The sequence below is a fragment of the Pseudomonas sp. LBUM1664 genome (assembly GCF_059695895.1).
In genome coordinates this window covers 3,147,127-3,163,884 of record NZ_CP166791.1, presented here as the reverse complement: position 1 = coordinate 3,163,884, position 16,758 = coordinate 3,147,127, and the positions used below count along the sequence as shown (strand labels likewise).

The window sequence follows — 16,758 nt, the reverse complement described above, 5'->3', positions numbered from 1 at the left end:
GATGATTTCCTTCAAACGGTGGAGGGTTATTTCGAGACAGGGACAATACTGGTGAGCTGGTCGATACCGATGCCTTGCTGTTTGGCGCGCTCATAAAGCATTTCGGCAATGACGACATCCTGCAGGGCCGAGCCGACCGATTTGTAGAGAACAATGTCGCTTTCGTTTCGACGCGGATGGGCACGACCAGCGACCAAATCGGCCAACGGTATTAACTTCTCGGCGACTTTTACGCCGGCACTGAGGGCCGCGATGGCGTCGCCTGTGTCGTGAAGCACCTCGTGGGGCATGTCCGCGACGATGCAGACGGCTCGCTCCATCGTGGCCGCATCAACCTCCCGTTGCTCAGGCAGGGTCGAGCCCAATGACACGACCGTAGTGCCTGCCGACAGCCACGCGCCCTGCAACACCGGCGATTCGTCGCGACTGCGTGCGGCGCAAATCACCACATCACAATCCTGCACGGCCTCTTGCGCACTGTTCACCGCCTCGATATCCAGCGCTGGCCTGAAGCTCTCGGCAAAACGCTCACGACTAGCGGGTGTAGGACTGAACACGCGTACCCGAGCCACATCACGCACGGACTTGAGGCAGTCAAGCGCGCCGCGTGCTTCAAACCCGGAGCCAATCACGCCAACCCGCAGCGCTCGCTGAGGTGCAAGTAGATCTATCGCCAGTGCAGCGGTTGCAGCGGTACGCAACCCCGTCACCCGGTTGCCGTCGATCAGGGCGCTGAGCGCCATGGTCTGCTGATTGAACAATGCAATCAGATAACTGGCGCAACGGGCCCGCATTGAGGCCGCGATCAACTTGCATCCCATGTGGCCGCCAGCGGGTGACACCGCGGTCAAACTGCGCAGCCAGATACCGTCGCCCCGAGCCATGGAGCGAGGCGGCACCATCGCATCCGATGTGGGGCGGGCATAGGCGTCGGCGAGCGCGGCAACGGCCCCGCTCCAGTCGGCGAGCGAAGCGACATCGGCGTCGCTGAGAAAGAGCGTCGGTGCAATTGCTTGGGGCGCCTTGGAGTCATGCATATCGTTAACCTCGCAATCGGGTATCAGTCATTGATTGACTGACACCCTACGAGGCACGTGCCGCGGTGAATACTGCGTGGAGTCGAAAGCAGCTATCGCTCAAGTCGATGGCATGGCCAGGTTACAGATCAGCCTGCGTACTTCCCGGGAGGCGCGGGTCAGGGGTCGACGGGGAGACTCGACGAGCACTACAAAACGCTCAAGAACGGGGTCAACGATGTGCGCCGAGGTCAGTCGCTGGTCCAGCGAACCTGGCAGCACAGAGGCAATTGCGTAGCCTCCGCCCGCCGCAACGATTTCGTACTGAAGCTGAACAGAATCGGCCTCAACGGCGACGCACAACACCATGGAGTGCTCGACCGCCAGGTGATCGAGCCTGGCCCTCAGCAAATGGGGACGCCCAGGCACCACCAATGGCAACCCGGATAACTGCTTCAATGGGATATCTCGATGACCGATAACAGGATCGGTGGCTAACCCCACCAAGTGCAGAGGTACCCTGGCCAATAAATGCGCCTCACCGATACTCTGCTCATCCTCACGCAGGACCAACGCCATATCGAGGCGACCATCGTGCAACTGCTCTTCCAGTTGAGCGCTCGCCCCCTCGATCAGGTGCAATCTGACACCCGGCATCTGCGCACGCACTGCCGAAAAAAGAGCACCAGCATACCGGCGTACGGCTGAAGGCAGCATGCCGACGACCACCTCGCCCACCGGTTTTCCGCGCAGGTTACGAATGTCATCGGCAAGGCTTTCAGCGTCCGCGAGAAGGCTCGATACACAGGGCAACAGCTGTTCCCCAAACTCGGTCAGGACCACGCCCCGTCCAGTACGATGGAACAGGCGTTCGCCACATTGCGATTCGAGCAGCGCAATATTTCGACTCACCATGGACTGAGGCATGTCAAGTAATGTAGCGACTTTACTTAAACTTCCAATCGCCGCAACGCGTATAAATAATATCCATCGAGGATCAACAATCGTTAGCGCGACAGACACACTGGGCGGCCCCGTGTCGAATATATAATTACTGTTAAGGTTTTTATTATTCTTCATGCCGCACACTCCAGAACTTCCAACCTGCCTTGACGACCTGACCACCCAGCGAATCAACACGTTATGCGTACAGTAGAGCCCTGGCTCAGGCCTTGCACGCGCTATTGGCCACCCACCCATCGCGAATGGCGATACGCACTATCGATTTGAAAGATACGTGACGCCGCCCCCGACATACGCGACTTATTTTTGACTCTTCACCTCGCCTCCGCATCCAGTAGTTGACAACTACATGGGGGCTCAATGAAAGTATCAAAAAACAAAAACAATAAGAGATCAATGCCATGCGCTTCGAACATCTGGACCTTAACCTTCTGGTGGCACTCGATATTTTATTGGAGGAACAAAACATCACGCGTGCTGCAGCGCGCTTGCACATGACGCAATCGGCGACCAGTGGTGTCATCGGCCGTCTGCGAAGCTATTTCGAAGACGATCTGCTGGTGCAGGTGGGACGCAAAATGATGCTCACCCCACGGGCCAAGCAACTACAAAGTCCTGTCCGCGAAGTTCTTCTCAAGATCCAGACATCGATCACGAGCAAACCTGGAGAAAACATCGCTGAGAGCAAGCGCCATTTTCGTGTCATGGCGTCTGACTACCTGATATGCGTGATCTTTGCCGAGGTCATCAAGGAAGCCAATCGTGAAGCCCCTTTCGTCACGTTCGAACTGGTCAGCCCGAACGACTCCCCTCTCGAGATGCTCCTGCATGGCGAGATCGACTTGATGATCGCCCCAGAACACTACATTTCCACCCAACACCCTTCACAATTGCTCTTCGAGGAACAACACGTCTGCGTTGTATGGGAAGGCAATACCAGCGTTGGTCAAAACCTGACGTTGGAGCGCTACCTGGAGATGGGTCACATCGCCGCTACTTTTGGCAGAGTCAGAACGCCGGGTGTGGATGAGTGGCTGATCAAGCAATACGGGTGCAGCCGTCGAATGGAGGTCGTCACACACGATTTCAGCACGATACCCAGCCTGCTCATGGGCACCGAACGTATAGCGACCATGCTCAGCCGGCTTGCCTCGCTGTACGCCAAAACGCTGCCCCTTCGATTGATTCGCCCTCCGGTGGAGTTGACTACCATGAAAGAATACATGGCCTGGCACCGCAGTATGGACAGCGACCCTATGTTGCGTTGGCTACGCGAAAAAGTGGTCGATACGATCCAAACCCTGGATACGCCCCCTATTCTCTAGCTCGGTTCTGCTCGTGCACCTGATGCAGATGCCCGCGACTGTCATCCAGGTGCAGACGCATGGCCGCCCGTGCGCATTCAGCGTCCTGACGCACGATCGCTTCGTAAATCCTTTCATGCTCATCATGAATGCGCTGTTCATAACTCAGGGGGTCATCATGGAACAGGCGTGCAGAGTCAAGCCGGCTACGCGGGACGATGACAACGCCAAGGTTACGCAGGGTATCGCCAATGTAGGGATTGCCGGTTGCCTCGGCTATTTTCAAATGAAATTGAAAGTCCAGCGTGGCCAAATCATCAGCCATGACCTCACTCTGTTTTAACCGATCAAGCAGCGTGCGCATCTGCTCCAACTGATCGGGCGTTCGTCGTTGAGCGGCTAGCCCTGCCGCTTCCACTTCAAGACCAATGCGCAGCTCCATGATGGCCAGGGAGTCGACGATGATGTCGATCGTAGCGGGATCAATGAGTGGCCCTAGCGACAGCGTACTCCCCCGCACGAAAGTCCCCACACCATGGTGTGTCACCACCCTTCCAGAAGCCTGCAAACGAGACATGGCTTCGCGAACGACCGTTCTGCTTACGCCATGTTCAAGCATGATGGCCATCTCCGTGGGCAGCTGTTCACCCCCTCGTAGCCGGCCCTCGCTAATGTGTTCCGACAATAGCGTTTCAAGCGCTTGAGAAAGGCTACGGCGCTTTTTCCGAACGTTAGTTGGCGAGTTCATATCAGTCATGATCGATCATTCTCAATCCTCGAAAATCGCCACGGCACGGACAAACCCGGCCGACGCATGCTTGATCTTGTAAGGGAAGCAAGAGACCAAAAAGCCATGGGCCGGCAGATTTTCCAAATTGGCGAGTTTTTCCATCTGGCCATAACCAATATCCCGACCGGCCTTGTGCCCCTCCCAGATGATCGAGGCATCGCCACTTTCAACGAAACGCTCGCGCGTGTACTTGAATGGCGCATCCCAGCTCCACGCATCGGTACCGACAACCCGCACGCCCTTCTCCAGCAGATACAGGGTGGCCTCGCGCCCCATGCCGACACCGGCATCCAGATAGCCGGGCAAGCCGAACAAGGCTCCAGCCCGAGTGTTGACCAGGACAATGTCCAAGGGTTGTAACGAATGGCCGATGCGTGTCAATTCGCCTTCCACTTCGGCGGCCGTGACCACATGCCCGTCGGGCAGGTGCCGAAAATCCAGCTTCACACCAGGTTGCAGGCACCAGTCCAGCGGCAGCTCATCGATGCCATAGGCCGGTTTGCCGCCATCGGTGGTCGAGGCGTAGTGCCAAGGTGCATCCATATGCGTGCCGCTGTGGGTGGTAATGTTCAAACGTTCAGCCGCCCAGGATTCATCCCCCGGCATATCAGACTTTTTCAACCCGGGAAACATGGCGGCCATCTCCGGCCAACCTTCCTGGTGGTTACTGTATTCAATCTTCGGCAATAACGGCGGTGGGTCGGTGTACAGGTTGTTTTCCAAGGAGACGGACAAGTCCACCAGACGTCGATTAGTCAATTTCATGAGCAAGATCTCCAGCAGAATAATTAACCGTGCCTGCACGCCGAGTGCGCGAAGAGGGATTCAGGGCGTTTCGAACCAGCGCCGTAGCGGAGCCATCATGGCGCAGACCCAGCGCGCGGGCCTTGGGCGCACTCATCGCTGGGTAGCGACCGAACAACGCTTCCAGGCTTTCGTCCGGGGCAAACGTGATGAGTTCGCGCCTCTGCTCACCGTATACCGCTGCCAGGGCGTCAATGACCTGGCTGATGGAAAGATGCAGCACGGGCAGTTGCCAGACGCATTGCCCCCCCAGCGCGGCTTCATCCACTTCAGCTACGTGCAAGAGGTTATCGACACAGCAGCGTGCCGACATCCACCAGGCCGTCGCTTGGGGAGACACTGGACAACAGTAAGGCTCGCCCGCAGCGAACGCATGCAACAGGTCGCTCATGAACGCTGAACGCAATCCGTTGGGTGCTCGAGGACGAGCAACGATGCCGGGTAAACGCACCGCACGACCATCGACCTCTCCACGCCGAGCCAGATCGCTCAGTGCGATCTCAACCATCAGCTTGTGGGAGCCATAGGACAATTCGGGGTGCGTTCTCGCGGATTCATCCATACGCCCCGCCGGAGTCGAACCGTAAACCGCTACGCTGCTGGCATAGATCAACACTGGGGTTGCAGGCTGCTGCCGCAGTTGCTCGAGCAACTCCAGGCTGGCCTGCAAATTGATTTCATAACCTGGAGTGTAATGCTGCTCCGCAGCGCCACCCGGTATGCTCACCAGGTGAAAGACCACATCGATACCGTCTGCCAATATCCGTCTTAGCAAGGCAGCGTCGCTGACACTGCCAGGATTGCAGCGCAGCCGGTTATCCTCGGGAAAGTCATTCAGCTCTTTGTCCAACAGGATCAGCTTACTGATCGGTTTTCCCCGTAAAATCCCGGTCTTGAGCAAGCGTTGGACCAGGATCCGACCAATGAAACCGTTGGCCCCTGTGACTAATATCCGCATGATCGTCTCCCTCAATCCTTGGCAGAAACAACGCGCTGGTCGATACCACCGAATAGCGACTGCCCGTTTCTGTCGAGCACCTCCATGCGCACTCGATCACCGAAACGCATGAAGCCGGTACGTGGTGCGCCGTGCTCGATCATTTCGATAGCCCGGCGTTCGGAAATGCACGCCGAACCCACTTGGCGATCGGCATTGGAGACCGTCCCCGAGCCCACCACCGTACCCGACCCCAAGCGACGGGTCAGCGCGGCGTGGGCAATGAGCTGGTGAAAGCCGAAGTGCATGGCACCGCCATGGGGGTTGCCGAACCATTCACCGTTCCATTGCACTTGCAGCGGCAAGTGCACGCGCCCCTCATGCCAGGCATCGCCCAGCTCATCCGGGGTGACCGCGACGGCGGCAAAGCTGGAGGACGGTTTGGCCTGAAGGAAGCCGAATCCGGTTTTCATCTCACGCGGAGCCAGGGCTCGCAGGCTGACATCGTTGAGCTGCAGAATCAGCTTGATATGCCCCATGGCGGCCTCGGCCGAGCACCCCATCGGCACCTCATCGACCACCACTGCGAACTCGCCTTCGAAATCGATACCGTGTTGCTCGCTGGGCAGCGGGATATCGTCACGGGATCCGAGAAAGTCATCGCCGGCGCCCTGGTAAATCAGCGCAATACTTTCTACGTCTTCGATAGGCTCGAGGTGAAACGCTTTTTGCATCAGATAACCGTGGGAGATGAAGGACGACCCGTCGAGCCACTGATACGTACGCGGCAATGGCGCCGCAGCCTGTGCCGGATCAAAGACGAAGGCGCCTGGCGCCCGCCCCTCGTTCAGTACCTGATACAACGCCTGCAACGGCGGCTCGACTTCGGCCCAGTGATCGATGGCTTGTTGCAGGGTGGCCGCGATATCACCGACATCCAGTGCCAAACGCAGATCGCGCGAGACCAATACCAGCCGTCCATCGCGACCGGTGCTTTTGAGGGTTGCCAGCTTCATGGGTGAGTTCCTTGTACAGCGGCCAGTTCGTCGCTATAGCGACCGTCAAGCAGAATGAAAACCATCCGAGCCATCTGTTCGGTGCGATTGCTCCAGGCGTGATTGGTACCGCGTTGCACAACCATATCGCCGCGCTTGAGGTGTACCTCTTCCTGATCCAGCACCAGCCACACTTCGCCCTCGGTGACGATGCCGTAGTCGAGGGTCTCGGTGCGGTGCATCAACTTGTGCCGCGAATCCGTTGTCCCGGTGCCAGCATGGGACTCGCCGATTTCGGCGAAAGCCGCCGCGGCGTCCTCTTCACTGACTTGGTTTTGCACGCTGTCAGGCGGAATATCCACGACACGAACCACGCTACCGAGGGCCGCGGGGCTCAGTTGCAGGGGTTTGGCCGTGGGATCGGCCCCGTTATCCAGCAACGCCGGGCTGTTGCTGCTGTTCCACACCTCATAGAACACCGTACCGGGTACAGCCTTGAGCGGAAAATTGTTGGGTGTCGGTCCGCTGAGCGCAACCACCGCCCGACCCTGGGCATCGTGCCCGGTGACGACTCGTTTGAAACCAGAAAGTTGTTGCATGTTCGACTCCTCAATCAGTTCGCGAACGGGTTCGAAAAAAAACGGTGCCTTAGCGGCAGCAGGCAGAAATTGATTCATAAAAAATCCTTAAAGATCGAGCATCGGGCGTGCGCTCCTGGCACGCCTCTTTTTCAACAACGGTCCGGTCACTCCTTGAGTTCAGCGCTCGCCCGCTCGGACTCGATCAATCGACGCAAAACACGTCGGCAGCGAACGGCACCGGCATCGACTGGAAGCAGCACAGGGTTAAGGCTGAGCAGCTCAGCCTCGCCCATCTGGCGTTGTTGAGCCTCAACCATGGGTTTATCTTCACCGGCGAAAATGCCGACCAGCATGTTCTGAACGAAGGCATTAAACTCCGCGTCTTGCTGCTGGAAATTGCGTGTATTGGCATAAAAGTAATGGGTATTCGTCGCGTCCTGCGGCGTCATCAGATGCAGGTTCCACGTGCAGGCCCCCTCCTCACGTGGATGCCCTGGGGGTGTTGCACCGCTGCCCAGCAGCATCAGGCCCGGCGCGTGCCATATGACTTCAGCCCAGACGTCTGCTCGAGTCGGGTCTTCAAGATGAGCGCCGAACGCCGGCGGGGGAACGTCATCAGGTGCCCACCAACTGATGCGCACACGATCATTGGGCAGTTCCTCAACGCTGGCGCGCACCCGTGACAACGCTCCGCCACCCAGCGTATCGGGGTGCAGGAAATCAACGTGGCTCAGATCCATGATGTTGTCGCACAGCAGCTCGTAGTGCGCACGGGTTGGCAAATACCCATTGCCCTTGGCATGGGGTAGAGCCTGCTCAAAAAAGGAGAAGTCGGGGATCAGCGCATCGCTGGCCAGTGTCGGATCGCCAAGCCAGATCCAGATCGCGGTATGGCGCTCAACGACAGGAAACGAGCGAACACAGGCGGCCTTGGGGATATTCCCTTCACCATGGGGGTTGTGAGTGCAGTGGCCACTGCCATCGAAACGCAAGCCGTGGTAAGGGCATTGAACGCTGTCGCCGACAATCTTGCCCTTATGCAGTGGGGCAAAACGGTGTGGACAGCGATCAGCGATCGCCTGAATCACGCCCTGGCTATCACGAAAGAACACAATGGGCTGTTCGACAATCGTTCTCCCAAGGAGCGCCCCTTGCGCAAGCTCGTCTGCCCACCCAGCGATGTACCAGGTGTTGAGCAAATAATTCATGGTGTTCTCCTCGTTTTCTTATTTTGATAAAACGCCGTTTTGAATCCAGGGCATTTACCGAGAAACACTGTGTAGATCAGCTATCAGGGGCTGCGGCGACAACGCCAGGAAAAACCGCCCCCTTTGCGCGTAGCCGAAGGCAGGCCAGGGCCACAACCAGTTGAAGACCTGCAACGATGCCTAGCGCAATCGGCAGAGTGCCACTCACCGCGCTGGTAATAGCCAGCACTATCAGCGGGCTGAAAAACTCGCCGCCAAAGAACGCCGCAGCGAAGCCCCCGGCGGCGCGACCGCGGTGGTGGAAGTCAACTTGGGCCATGATCCAGGTGATCAGGGTCGGCATCATCAGACCGATACCCAGACCGTTGATCAGTACGGCGATGACTACCAAGGTGTGACTGTCGGCCATCGCCATCAGCCCGCCGCCAATGCCGGTCGTGACAAAGGCCAGGCACATCTGCCGGTACGCCGGCACACCACTGAGTAGACGGAAAACCAGGGCACCGGCGAGCACACCAAACTGGCTTGCGCCCATGGTCAAGCCGATCTGCTGTGACCCGTCGACGTGCAGCAGGTTGAGCAGGTAACCGACTTGTACCGGCACCACAAACATGCTCACGCCTGTCAGGAAAGCCAAGCCATACAAGGGCGCCAGGCTGCGCCAGGGGAATCTACTGTCCACCGTCGGTGCCGCTGTCAGAACACGCGCACGCGGCTCCCACAGCAACCAGGCCATCAGCGGCAGAAACAGTATCCCTACCCCATACAGCACAAACGGCGTGCGCCAGCCGTGCTCACCGAGCAAGCCACCGACGGCAATGAAAATCGTCGCCGCCAGGGAGGTGGCGACCATCTGCAGGGCAAACAAACGCTCGCGACGCGCACCGCTGTAGTAGTCGCCCATCAAGGCGGTACAACAGGTCATGATCGCGGCTTCGGCAATACCTATACCCGCCCGGCTGATGACAATGGCGGGCAACGACTCAAGCCAGATCGGCAATAGTCCAAACACGCTGTAGAGCAGCATGGCGCCCAGTAGCAGCGGCTTGCGGCCCAAGCGGTCGGCGATGAGTCCGGCAACGGGGGCCAGCAGTGCAATCATGAGGGCCGGTAGGGTTAATGCGATGGGCACCAGCACATTTGCCCCAGGAGTATCGGCAAAATGTGCCTGAATGCCCGGCAGCACGGGGGCCAGCAACACCGCGCCCAGTACCGGTAGGCAACTGCCAAGAAGCAGCAATAAGGATTGCGCAAAACCTGCCTCGCGTTCAGCGTTCACGGACCACCTCCAAAATTTTGTTAGGGAACTCACGATGCACCGATGCGGTGGGGTGAGTCTTATTGAGGTCGGGTACCTCCTCCTTGACCTGCCCTGCCCCTTCACGGCGACTCACAGGCAACAGGAAGTAAGCCAGTGCCGGCAGCAGAATCAGCGCACCGGCCATATTCCAGACGAACATGAACGCCAGAAGAACGCCCATGTCAGCCTGAAACTTGATGGGCGACAACACCCAGGTGCCGACCCCGATAGCCAAGGTCACGCCGGTCAGCATCACCACTTTTCCGGTGAACAACAGGGCGTGGTAGTAGGCCTGGGACAGGCTTTCACCCTGACGCAGGCGCGCCAGCACAATGCTCATCACATACAGCGCGTAATCCACGCCAATTCCCACGCCCAGGGCGATCACCGGCAACGTTGCGACCTTGACGCCGATGCCCAGCGCCACCATCAGCGCTTCGCAAAGGATTGAGGTGAGCACCAAGGGCAGCACCGCACAGAGCACCGCGCGCCATGAGTGGAAAGTCACCAGGCACAACAGAATGACCGCGCCATAGACCCACCAGAGCATCTCGTGGCTGGCCTGCTTGACGACGATATTGGTCGCGGCTTCGATGCCAGCATTGCCTGCCGCAAGCAGGAACTGCGCTTGATCACTGTTGTTGTCCCGGGCGAACGCTTCCACGGTATTGACGACCCGACTCAGGGTGTCGGCCTTGTGATCGGACAGGTAGCCGTACAGCGTCAGCAGGCTGCAGTCTTCGTTGTACAGCCCCCGTGGTGCCCCCGCGGTGACCATGTTCAGGGTCGCCTGATTGTTCAGCAGCTCATACCACTTCGGGCTGCCTTCACTCAGGCCTACAAGCATGCGGCGGTTGAGCAACGCGAGTGAGTTGGTCGAGTCGACGCCCTCCAGGCCACGCAGTTGCCAGTCCAGGTTATCCACCCGCCGCAGCGTGTCGTAATGGGAACAGGCGCCGATCGGGGTCTTGACCATGATCGCGAACACATCGCTGCTAGCCCCGTAGTGGCCGGTCATAAACGCGTTGTCTTTGTTGTAGCGCGAGTCGGCGCGCAACTCAGGCGCACCCGGATCAAGATCGCCGATCTTGAGGTGCGTGCTGACCAGATAGCCACCGGTGGCGAGCAAACCCGCAACGACCACCCCCACGGTGGCCCACTTGCGTTGGGTAAACAGATCGAGAAAACGCCACACGGGATGTTTGTTGCCCCCGGCTTCGGCCACTTGCTCGCTTTTGAGACTGCGCAAGGCCGCGGTCTGGCTCACACCGAGGAACGACAGCAGGATCGGCAGCAAAATCAGGTTGGTGAAAATCAACACCGCCACGCCGATACTGGCGATCACCGCCAAGTCCTGGATGACCTGGATCTTGATGATCATCAGCACGCCAAAACCCACCGCGTCGCACAGCAGCGCCGTCAGACCGGCCAGGAACAAACGGCGAAAGGTATAGCGAGCAGCGACCTGCTTATGAACGCCGCGACCTATGTCTTGCATGATCCCGTTCATCTTCTGCGCACCGTGGCTCATGCCAATGGCGAACACCAGAAACGGCACCAGCACCGAATACGGATCGAGTTGATAGCCGAGCATTGGCAACAGGCCCAGTTGCCAGATCACCGCGACCAGCGAACAGCACACCACCAACAATGTGCTGCGCAGGCAACGGGTGAACCAATAGAGCACTGCGGTGGTGATAATCAGCGCCGCCGCGAAGAACAGCAGGATCTGCCGGAGTCCATCGATCAGATCGCCCACCACCTTGGCGAAGCCGGTGATGTGAATGCCGATGGTATCGCTCTGATACTGCTGGCGAAGACTTTCCAGCTGTTGAGAGAACGTTGTGTAGTCCAACGGCTGACCATCCGCCGTGGTCGTCAACAAAGGCACATACAGGATGCTTGAACGTTGGTCGAACGCGACGAGCTGACCGATTTCATTGGATCGTTCAACATTGCGTTTGAGCGCCGCAAGACTTGCGTCATCACCGTTGTAGCCATCCGGAATGACTGGCCCGCCTTCCAGCCCATCCTCGGTCACACCCACCCAGCGGGTAGCGGGTGTCCATAAGGACTTCATATAAGCCCGATCAACACCCGGCAACAGATACACCTGGTCATTGAGCTTTTGCAGTTGCTTCAGGTAATGGGCATCGTAGATCGAGCCGGACTTGTTCTCGACGGCGATACGCACCGCATTACCCAGGCCAGATAGCTGCTTGCGGTTTTCCAGGTAGTTGACAATGTACGGATGATCGCTGGGGATCATTTTTTCAAAACTGGCGTTGAGTCGCAGGTGAGTCGTCTGCCAACCGAGCAGCGCGGTAATCAGCAGGCAAATCAGCAGGACCAGACGCCGGTGGTTGAACAATGCACGTTCAAGTAACGAACCGGACTGGCGATCGAAATCGGCCAGGCTACCGACGATGGGTTGAGCGCGATGAGGAGTCGTGATGTTCATCTATTACTCCAGGACGGCTTGGGCTGGTTTGCTGGACGACTGGCTCACATTGGGCATCGACATTCGCGAAACACCGGCAAATCCAGCTCCGACCAGCGAACCGTCGGCGGCGTCCACCACGTTAATCAGGGGCGGCCCTTCGGGTGTCACAACAGGCTGCAGCAATGGGCTGTCGTCAGCACTGGATAGCAGGCCGCCAGCCTGATTGACCCATAACGTCTGTTGTCCGATGCGGGTTGCCGACCCAAGTGAGACAGGGACTGGATTGACCAGGCCCTCGAAGGTGTCACCGTGATCGCGTGAACGAAAGACATTGCCGCGCAGACCTCCAACCAGCAGCGCGCCATCCGCCTGGACTGCGAGGCTGAAATAGCTGCCGTCATAGGGGCTGTTCAAACGTTCAAAATGCTTTCCTGAATCCAGTGATCGAAGTAACAAACCCTGTTCGCCGGCGATATAAACCGTCTCGCCGGAACGCGCCAACGCATACAGATGCAAGCCTTGGACATTGGGAATATGGCCCATCAATGACTGCCAACTCTTGCCACCGTCATCCGTACGCATCGCCAGGCCATAGGCGCCGACGATCAAGCCGTGTTCGGCATCACTGAAATTTAAAGCCAGGAAGGGTTTATCCGCGCCATCGGTGACCATCCGTTTTGCCGCCAGCAACCGTTGTTGCGCATCGTCGCCGGTCGTAGTCTCGACAGCCTTTTGGGCCTCAACCAATTCCAGCCCCGCCGCGCGCTGCCCATCAAGCTGCAACTGCCAGCTCTGCCCAGCGTCTGTGGAGTGCAACACGACCCCCGAATGCCCGACTGCCCAGCCGTTGCGGGCATCGACAAACTGCACCGCCGTCAGGGTCGTGCTGACGGGCATCTGCACTTGGCGCCAGCTGATGCCATTGTCATCCGACAGCAGCAGAACCCCTCGCTCCCCGACCGCGACCAGACGTTGGCCAACCCGGGTGATGTCCAACAACACCGCACGCGCGGCCTGTCTTGTCATAACGCTGGGTTGCCCCAGCACATCAGGCTGCTCGGCGGCCCGCACGTTCAGCGTCAGCGCCGAGGCCAGCAGCGCACAGAGCAGCCCGCTTGCATGCAGGTTCTTGTAGTTAAGACGGCAGACCATCAATCCTCTCCTCGATTGGATGCGCCCGCGTGCACGGGCGCAACACCTGGTGTCAGCGAACGCCTTCACCCGCCAGCGCATCACCGGTAAACACCGAATCCGGGTATGTGGGCATGATGCGGTACTGCTCGCTCTTGCCGGCGAAGATGTCGCCTGCAAACCAAGCCCCGGACAGCAGGTCGTAGAAACCGTTGTTGACGGTCACCACACCTGGCAGATCAGGCAATACGACGGGGGTGGTCCACAACATTTTCACCAGTTGGTTCTGAGCGTCATAACGCTCAGCCAATACGGCACTCCAGGTGTCTTCATCGAGGTAGTAAGTGCTCTTGGGCAGCACATGGCGCTTGCCTTCGGCGAGCGACGCTTGCACCACCCAGACGCGGTGCAGTTCCCAGCGGATTGAGGCAGGGTTCAGGTGATGTTGACCCAGCAGGTCAGTGGGCGCATTGGCGGTAAAGACCCTGTTGGAGTTATACGGGATGTACAACTCCTTCTTACCCAGCAGTTTCCAGTTGAACCGGTCGATTCGACCGGTGAACACATACAGTTCATCGAAGCTCATGACCCCGGCGCTGGCCGGCGTTGGCGTATCGCAGCAGCTATTGGGCAGGCGGCGAACCCGACGCTGTCCTGGCAGGTAAGTCCACGTTACCGTTTTGTCTGCACTGATATTCTCACGTCCGACGATCCCTTCCCCCGCACGCAACGGTGGCCCATCGTTAGTCATCCGCGTCTGCCAGAAGACGCCGTTGTCGTTAGTGCCTTTGGGCAAATACCAAGGCATCTGATAGTCGGCCCGTGAATCGTTGGTCAACACTGGCTTACCGTCGGAAGTCACCAGGTACTGAAAGAAACTGGCGTGCCAGGACGCTGCTCGCCAGCGAGTCAGGTGGTTCCAGATGGCTTCGGCGCCGCTCTGCGGAATCGGGAATGGAACACCGCCTGCGGCATTCTGGGGTTCAGGTCCCCCTTCGCCATCGACCAGTTTGCTTTGGGTCGCATTCTTGAAGGTCGTGTCATACACAATCTGCGGTGCGGCAGCGGTCCGGTGGGTCGGGTAGACATCCAGGTGGTAGGTGTCCGGATACTTTTTGAGCATCGCTTTGACACCTTCGGACAGTTGATCGCTGTACTGCCCCATGTTTTGCGCCGTGATGGTGTACAGCGGTTTTTCGTTGGCAAACGGATCACTGCGTTTACCACCATCTTTGTAGTTTGGATCGGCCTTTGTGTAGCCCCCGTCCCAGGCAGGAATCGTCCCGCTGGCATTACCGGCGCGCTCGGCACCCAGAGGCGTCAGCGAGGTCTTCAGCTTGGCCGCCTCCTCAGCCGAGACGGCTCCAAGGGCCCCTTGGGCAATCAGCAATGAAGAAGCCAGGCAAGTAAACAAAGTAGCGATGCGTTTATAGTTATTCATCGGTTGCCCCTGACTCAAAAAGTGCGGCTGACGGAGAAAGAGACAAAGTCACGGTCTTTCATCGTTTGGCCGTAGGTGTAGTTGCTGCTTGCGTCGAGAAAGGTATTCTCCGGCCCGTAGTAATGGGTGTAGGTCAGGCCGAGATTCCAACTATTGAGGTAGTTGCCCTTGATCCCGATGTTGAGATCGCCACCGTTGTTGACGCCGAAGGCACTGCCCAACGCTGACGAGTTGCCGTGGGTGTAGCTGGCCCCCATCGGAATACTCAGATCCAGCCCCGGGAATGCTTGGCGGTACATCGGTTCATAGACGGTGCGCATACTCCAGGCATCGCGGTCGGCATGGGGATCCAATGCGTCCGGGCTGCGGGTCACGCTCAGGGTCCGGTTCCAGGCAAACTCGCCCATGAAACTGGCTTCTTGGGAAATAACCGAGGGGCCCAACGTTGCGAGCCAGGACAGGTTGGCGTGCAACGTGTGTCCCGTGACGTAAAGCGAGTCGTCGTCATTGTTCAGCGCTTCTGCGGCTAGCAGGGAGCGCTGATTGGTCGATGCCAAGGGTTGGTGCCAGCGGGTCGATACTTCGCCGGCGATGTTGTAGTCGCCCTGGGTGAGGGAGAAACTGCCGCCAACGGCTTCAATCCCCTCGGGATAGAGCCAGTAGTATTCACCAGCCTTGCCCGTCTGCGGATTGACGTTAGCGAAGTCCGGGCGCGTGTTGATCTGCGGTGATTTGTCATGGAACCGGATCGCATACAGTCCCCAGTCCACAGTCTCGCCGCGAATGCGCAGTTGCAAGCCGCCCTGCCCCGAGTCCTTCGCGTCCTTGTCCTTGCCGTGATAGAACGCCAGCGGCTCACCTCCGGGCATCACAGGTGAACCTACATACAGCCTCTCGTTGCCAGCACCAAAAAAGTCATCGGTCGAGAAATAGCTGCCGGAGGCCGGAAGACGGTTGGCTTCCCACTCAAACTGGTAGTAGGCGCCAACCGATACTTGCGGTGTCAGTTCAAATTGCGTAGATACTTGTTTGACCGGACGGATCAACTCTTTGAATTGGGTATTGGGTACCGACAGGCTCTTGACCACGTCGATAGGCGCCATGCCACCGGCGATACCGTTTGCCCCGTAGAACAGGCTTTCACCCCACTGCATGGCGTACTGGCCGATACGACCAGAGATGGCTCTATCGCCAATTTGCCCTTTACCGAAGATGAACGCATCCAGCAACTCAGCCTTGCGGCCGTGCAGCTCGCGGGTGTCACTGGAAAACTCATCGCCGGAAAGACTGTTATTGCGAGATGCGTCGTTGTTGTCGGTTTTCTGGTTGTAGACATCGTCGTACCAGGCCGCACCGCTGACCCGCGCGCCGAAGTTCTGGTAAGTGATATCGAACTCCGACAGCAGATCAAGCCGGTTGGAAATCAGGCCTTTGTCGAAGTTACGATCACCGTCGTCCAGGTTGAGGGACGTCTGTCCTTTGGTCAGCTTGTCGGACTGTCCCTCCACCCGCCAGGCAGCGCTGTATTTGAGTGTGTTGTCCCAACGTACGCGAAGATCGGGATTGCCGGAGTCGAACTCAAATGCATTGGCATTGGAACCGAGCATGCCAAGCATCAGCGCAGCCAGACTCAGGGCAAAGGGAGGACGTTCGCCGCGAAAAACGGCGGCATCGATACGTGCCATGGAGAAACCTCTCTGTTGTTTTTATTTTTTTAGTTTCATCACACTGCGCCTCTCAGTTGGGGCAGCGCTTTCACTTCGTCAACGATAGAGCCGTGGGTCCAGGGGGCATTGCATGCAAGGCTGCATGGGCTGGCTCGAAATCAGCTTCTCGTCAAAACAG

At 58.3% G+C, this 16,758-nt stretch carries 14 protein-coding genes; 1 reads left to right on the top strand and 13 read right to left on the bottom strand.

The genetic code is table 11. The features are described from left to right. Positions 1-26: 26 nt before the first annotated feature. Both ACA047_RS14650 and ACA047_RS14645 read right to left on the bottom strand, forming a co-directional pair. Complete coding sequence (locus ACA047_RS14650; protein ID WP_497360144.1) at positions 27-1,037, bottom strand: ornithine cyclodeaminase family protein; 1,011 nt, start codon at positions 1,035-1,037, stop codon at positions 27-29. 99 nt (positions 1,038-1,136) lie between these two features. Further along, entirely contained in the window at positions 1,137-2,096 is a 960-nt protein-coding gene (locus tag ACA047_RS14645; RefSeq protein ID WP_497360142.1) for a LysR family transcriptional regulator, read from the bottom strand. A 284-nt stretch (positions 2,097-2,380) separates the two neighbouring features. Between ACA047_RS14645 and ACA047_RS14640 the strand changes: the two genes are divergently transcribed. Beyond that, the gene (locus ACA047_RS14640; protein ID WP_497360140.1) at positions 2,381-3,304 is read left to right on the top strand and encodes a LysR family transcriptional regulator; all 924 of its coding nucleotides are present in this window, start codon (positions 2,381-2,383) and stop codon (positions 3,302-3,304) included. Here the strand turns inward: ACA047_RS14640 and ACA047_RS14635 are convergent. From ACA047_RS14635 to ACA047_RS14585, 11 genes are all read right to left on the bottom strand, one after another. Further along, on the bottom strand, positions 3,294-4,040 hold the full coding sequence (locus ACA047_RS14635) for a FadR/GntR family transcriptional regulator (protein WP_497360138.1): 747 nt from the start codon (positions 4,038-4,040) through the stop codon (positions 3,294-3,296). The genes ACA047_RS14640 and ACA047_RS14635 overlap by 11 nt on opposite strands. A gap of 12 nt (positions 4,041-4,052) precedes the next feature. Then, entirely contained in the window at positions 4,053-4,838 is a 786-nt protein-coding gene (locus tag ACA047_RS14630) for a cyclase family protein (RefSeq protein ID WP_497360136.1), read from the bottom strand. Then, complete coding sequence (locus ACA047_RS14625; RefSeq protein WP_497360134.1) at positions 4,825-5,835, bottom strand: NAD-dependent epimerase/dehydratase family protein; 1,011 nt, start codon at positions 5,833-5,835, stop codon at positions 4,825-4,827. Before ACA047_RS14625 ends, ACA047_RS14630 begins: the two co-directional genes overlap by 14 nt. 11 nt (positions 5,836-5,846) lie before the next feature. Beyond that, positions 5,847-6,830: a fumarylacetoacetate hydrolase family protein gene (locus ACA047_RS14620; protein ID WP_497360132.1), complete on the bottom strand. Its 984-nt coding sequence runs from the start codon at positions 6,828-6,830 to the stop codon at positions 5,847-5,849. Further along, positions 6,827-7,408, bottom strand: a complete 582-nt coding sequence (locus tag ACA047_RS14615) for a cupin domain-containing protein (RefSeq protein WP_497360130.1) — start codon at positions 7,406-7,408, stop codon at positions 6,827-6,829. Before ACA047_RS14615 ends, ACA047_RS14620 begins: the two co-directional genes overlap by 4 nt. A gap of 146 nt (positions 7,409-7,554) precedes the next feature. Beyond that, the gene (locus tag ACA047_RS14610) at positions 7,555-8,598 is read right to left on the bottom strand and encodes a Rieske 2Fe-2S domain-containing protein (RefSeq protein ID WP_497360128.1); all 1,044 of its coding nucleotides are present in this window, start codon (positions 8,596-8,598) and stop codon (positions 7,555-7,557) included. 76 nt (positions 8,599-8,674) lie between these two features. After that, positions 8,675-9,877, bottom strand: coding sequence for an MFS transporter (locus ACA047_RS14605; protein WP_497360126.1), 1,203 nt, complete (start codon positions 9,875-9,877; stop codon positions 8,675-8,677). Next, positions 9,867-12,359, bottom strand: coding sequence for an efflux RND transporter permease subunit (locus tag ACA047_RS14600; RefSeq protein WP_497360124.1), 2,493 nt, complete (start codon positions 12,357-12,359; stop codon positions 9,867-9,869). Before ACA047_RS14600 ends, ACA047_RS14605 begins: the two co-directional genes overlap by 11 nt. 3 nt (positions 12,360-12,362) lie before the next feature. Then, positions 12,363-13,493 (bottom strand): WD40/YVTN/BNR-like repeat-containing protein, encoded by a 1,131-nt coding sequence (locus ACA047_RS14595; protein WP_497360122.1) that lies wholly within the window; start codon positions 13,491-13,493, stop codon positions 12,363-12,365. Positions 13,494-13,545: 52 nt separating this feature from the next. Continuing rightward, on the bottom strand, positions 13,546-14,913 hold the full coding sequence (locus ACA047_RS14590) for a DUF1329 domain-containing protein (protein ID WP_497360120.1): 1,368 nt from the start codon (positions 14,911-14,913) through the stop codon (positions 13,546-13,548). A 14-nt stretch (positions 14,914-14,927) separates the two neighbouring features. Beyond that, positions 14,928-16,598: a DUF1302 domain-containing protein gene (locus ACA047_RS14585; RefSeq protein ID WP_497360118.1), complete on the bottom strand. Its 1,671-nt coding sequence runs from the start codon at positions 16,596-16,598 to the stop codon at positions 14,928-14,930. Positions 16,599-16,758 lie beyond the last annotated feature (160 nt).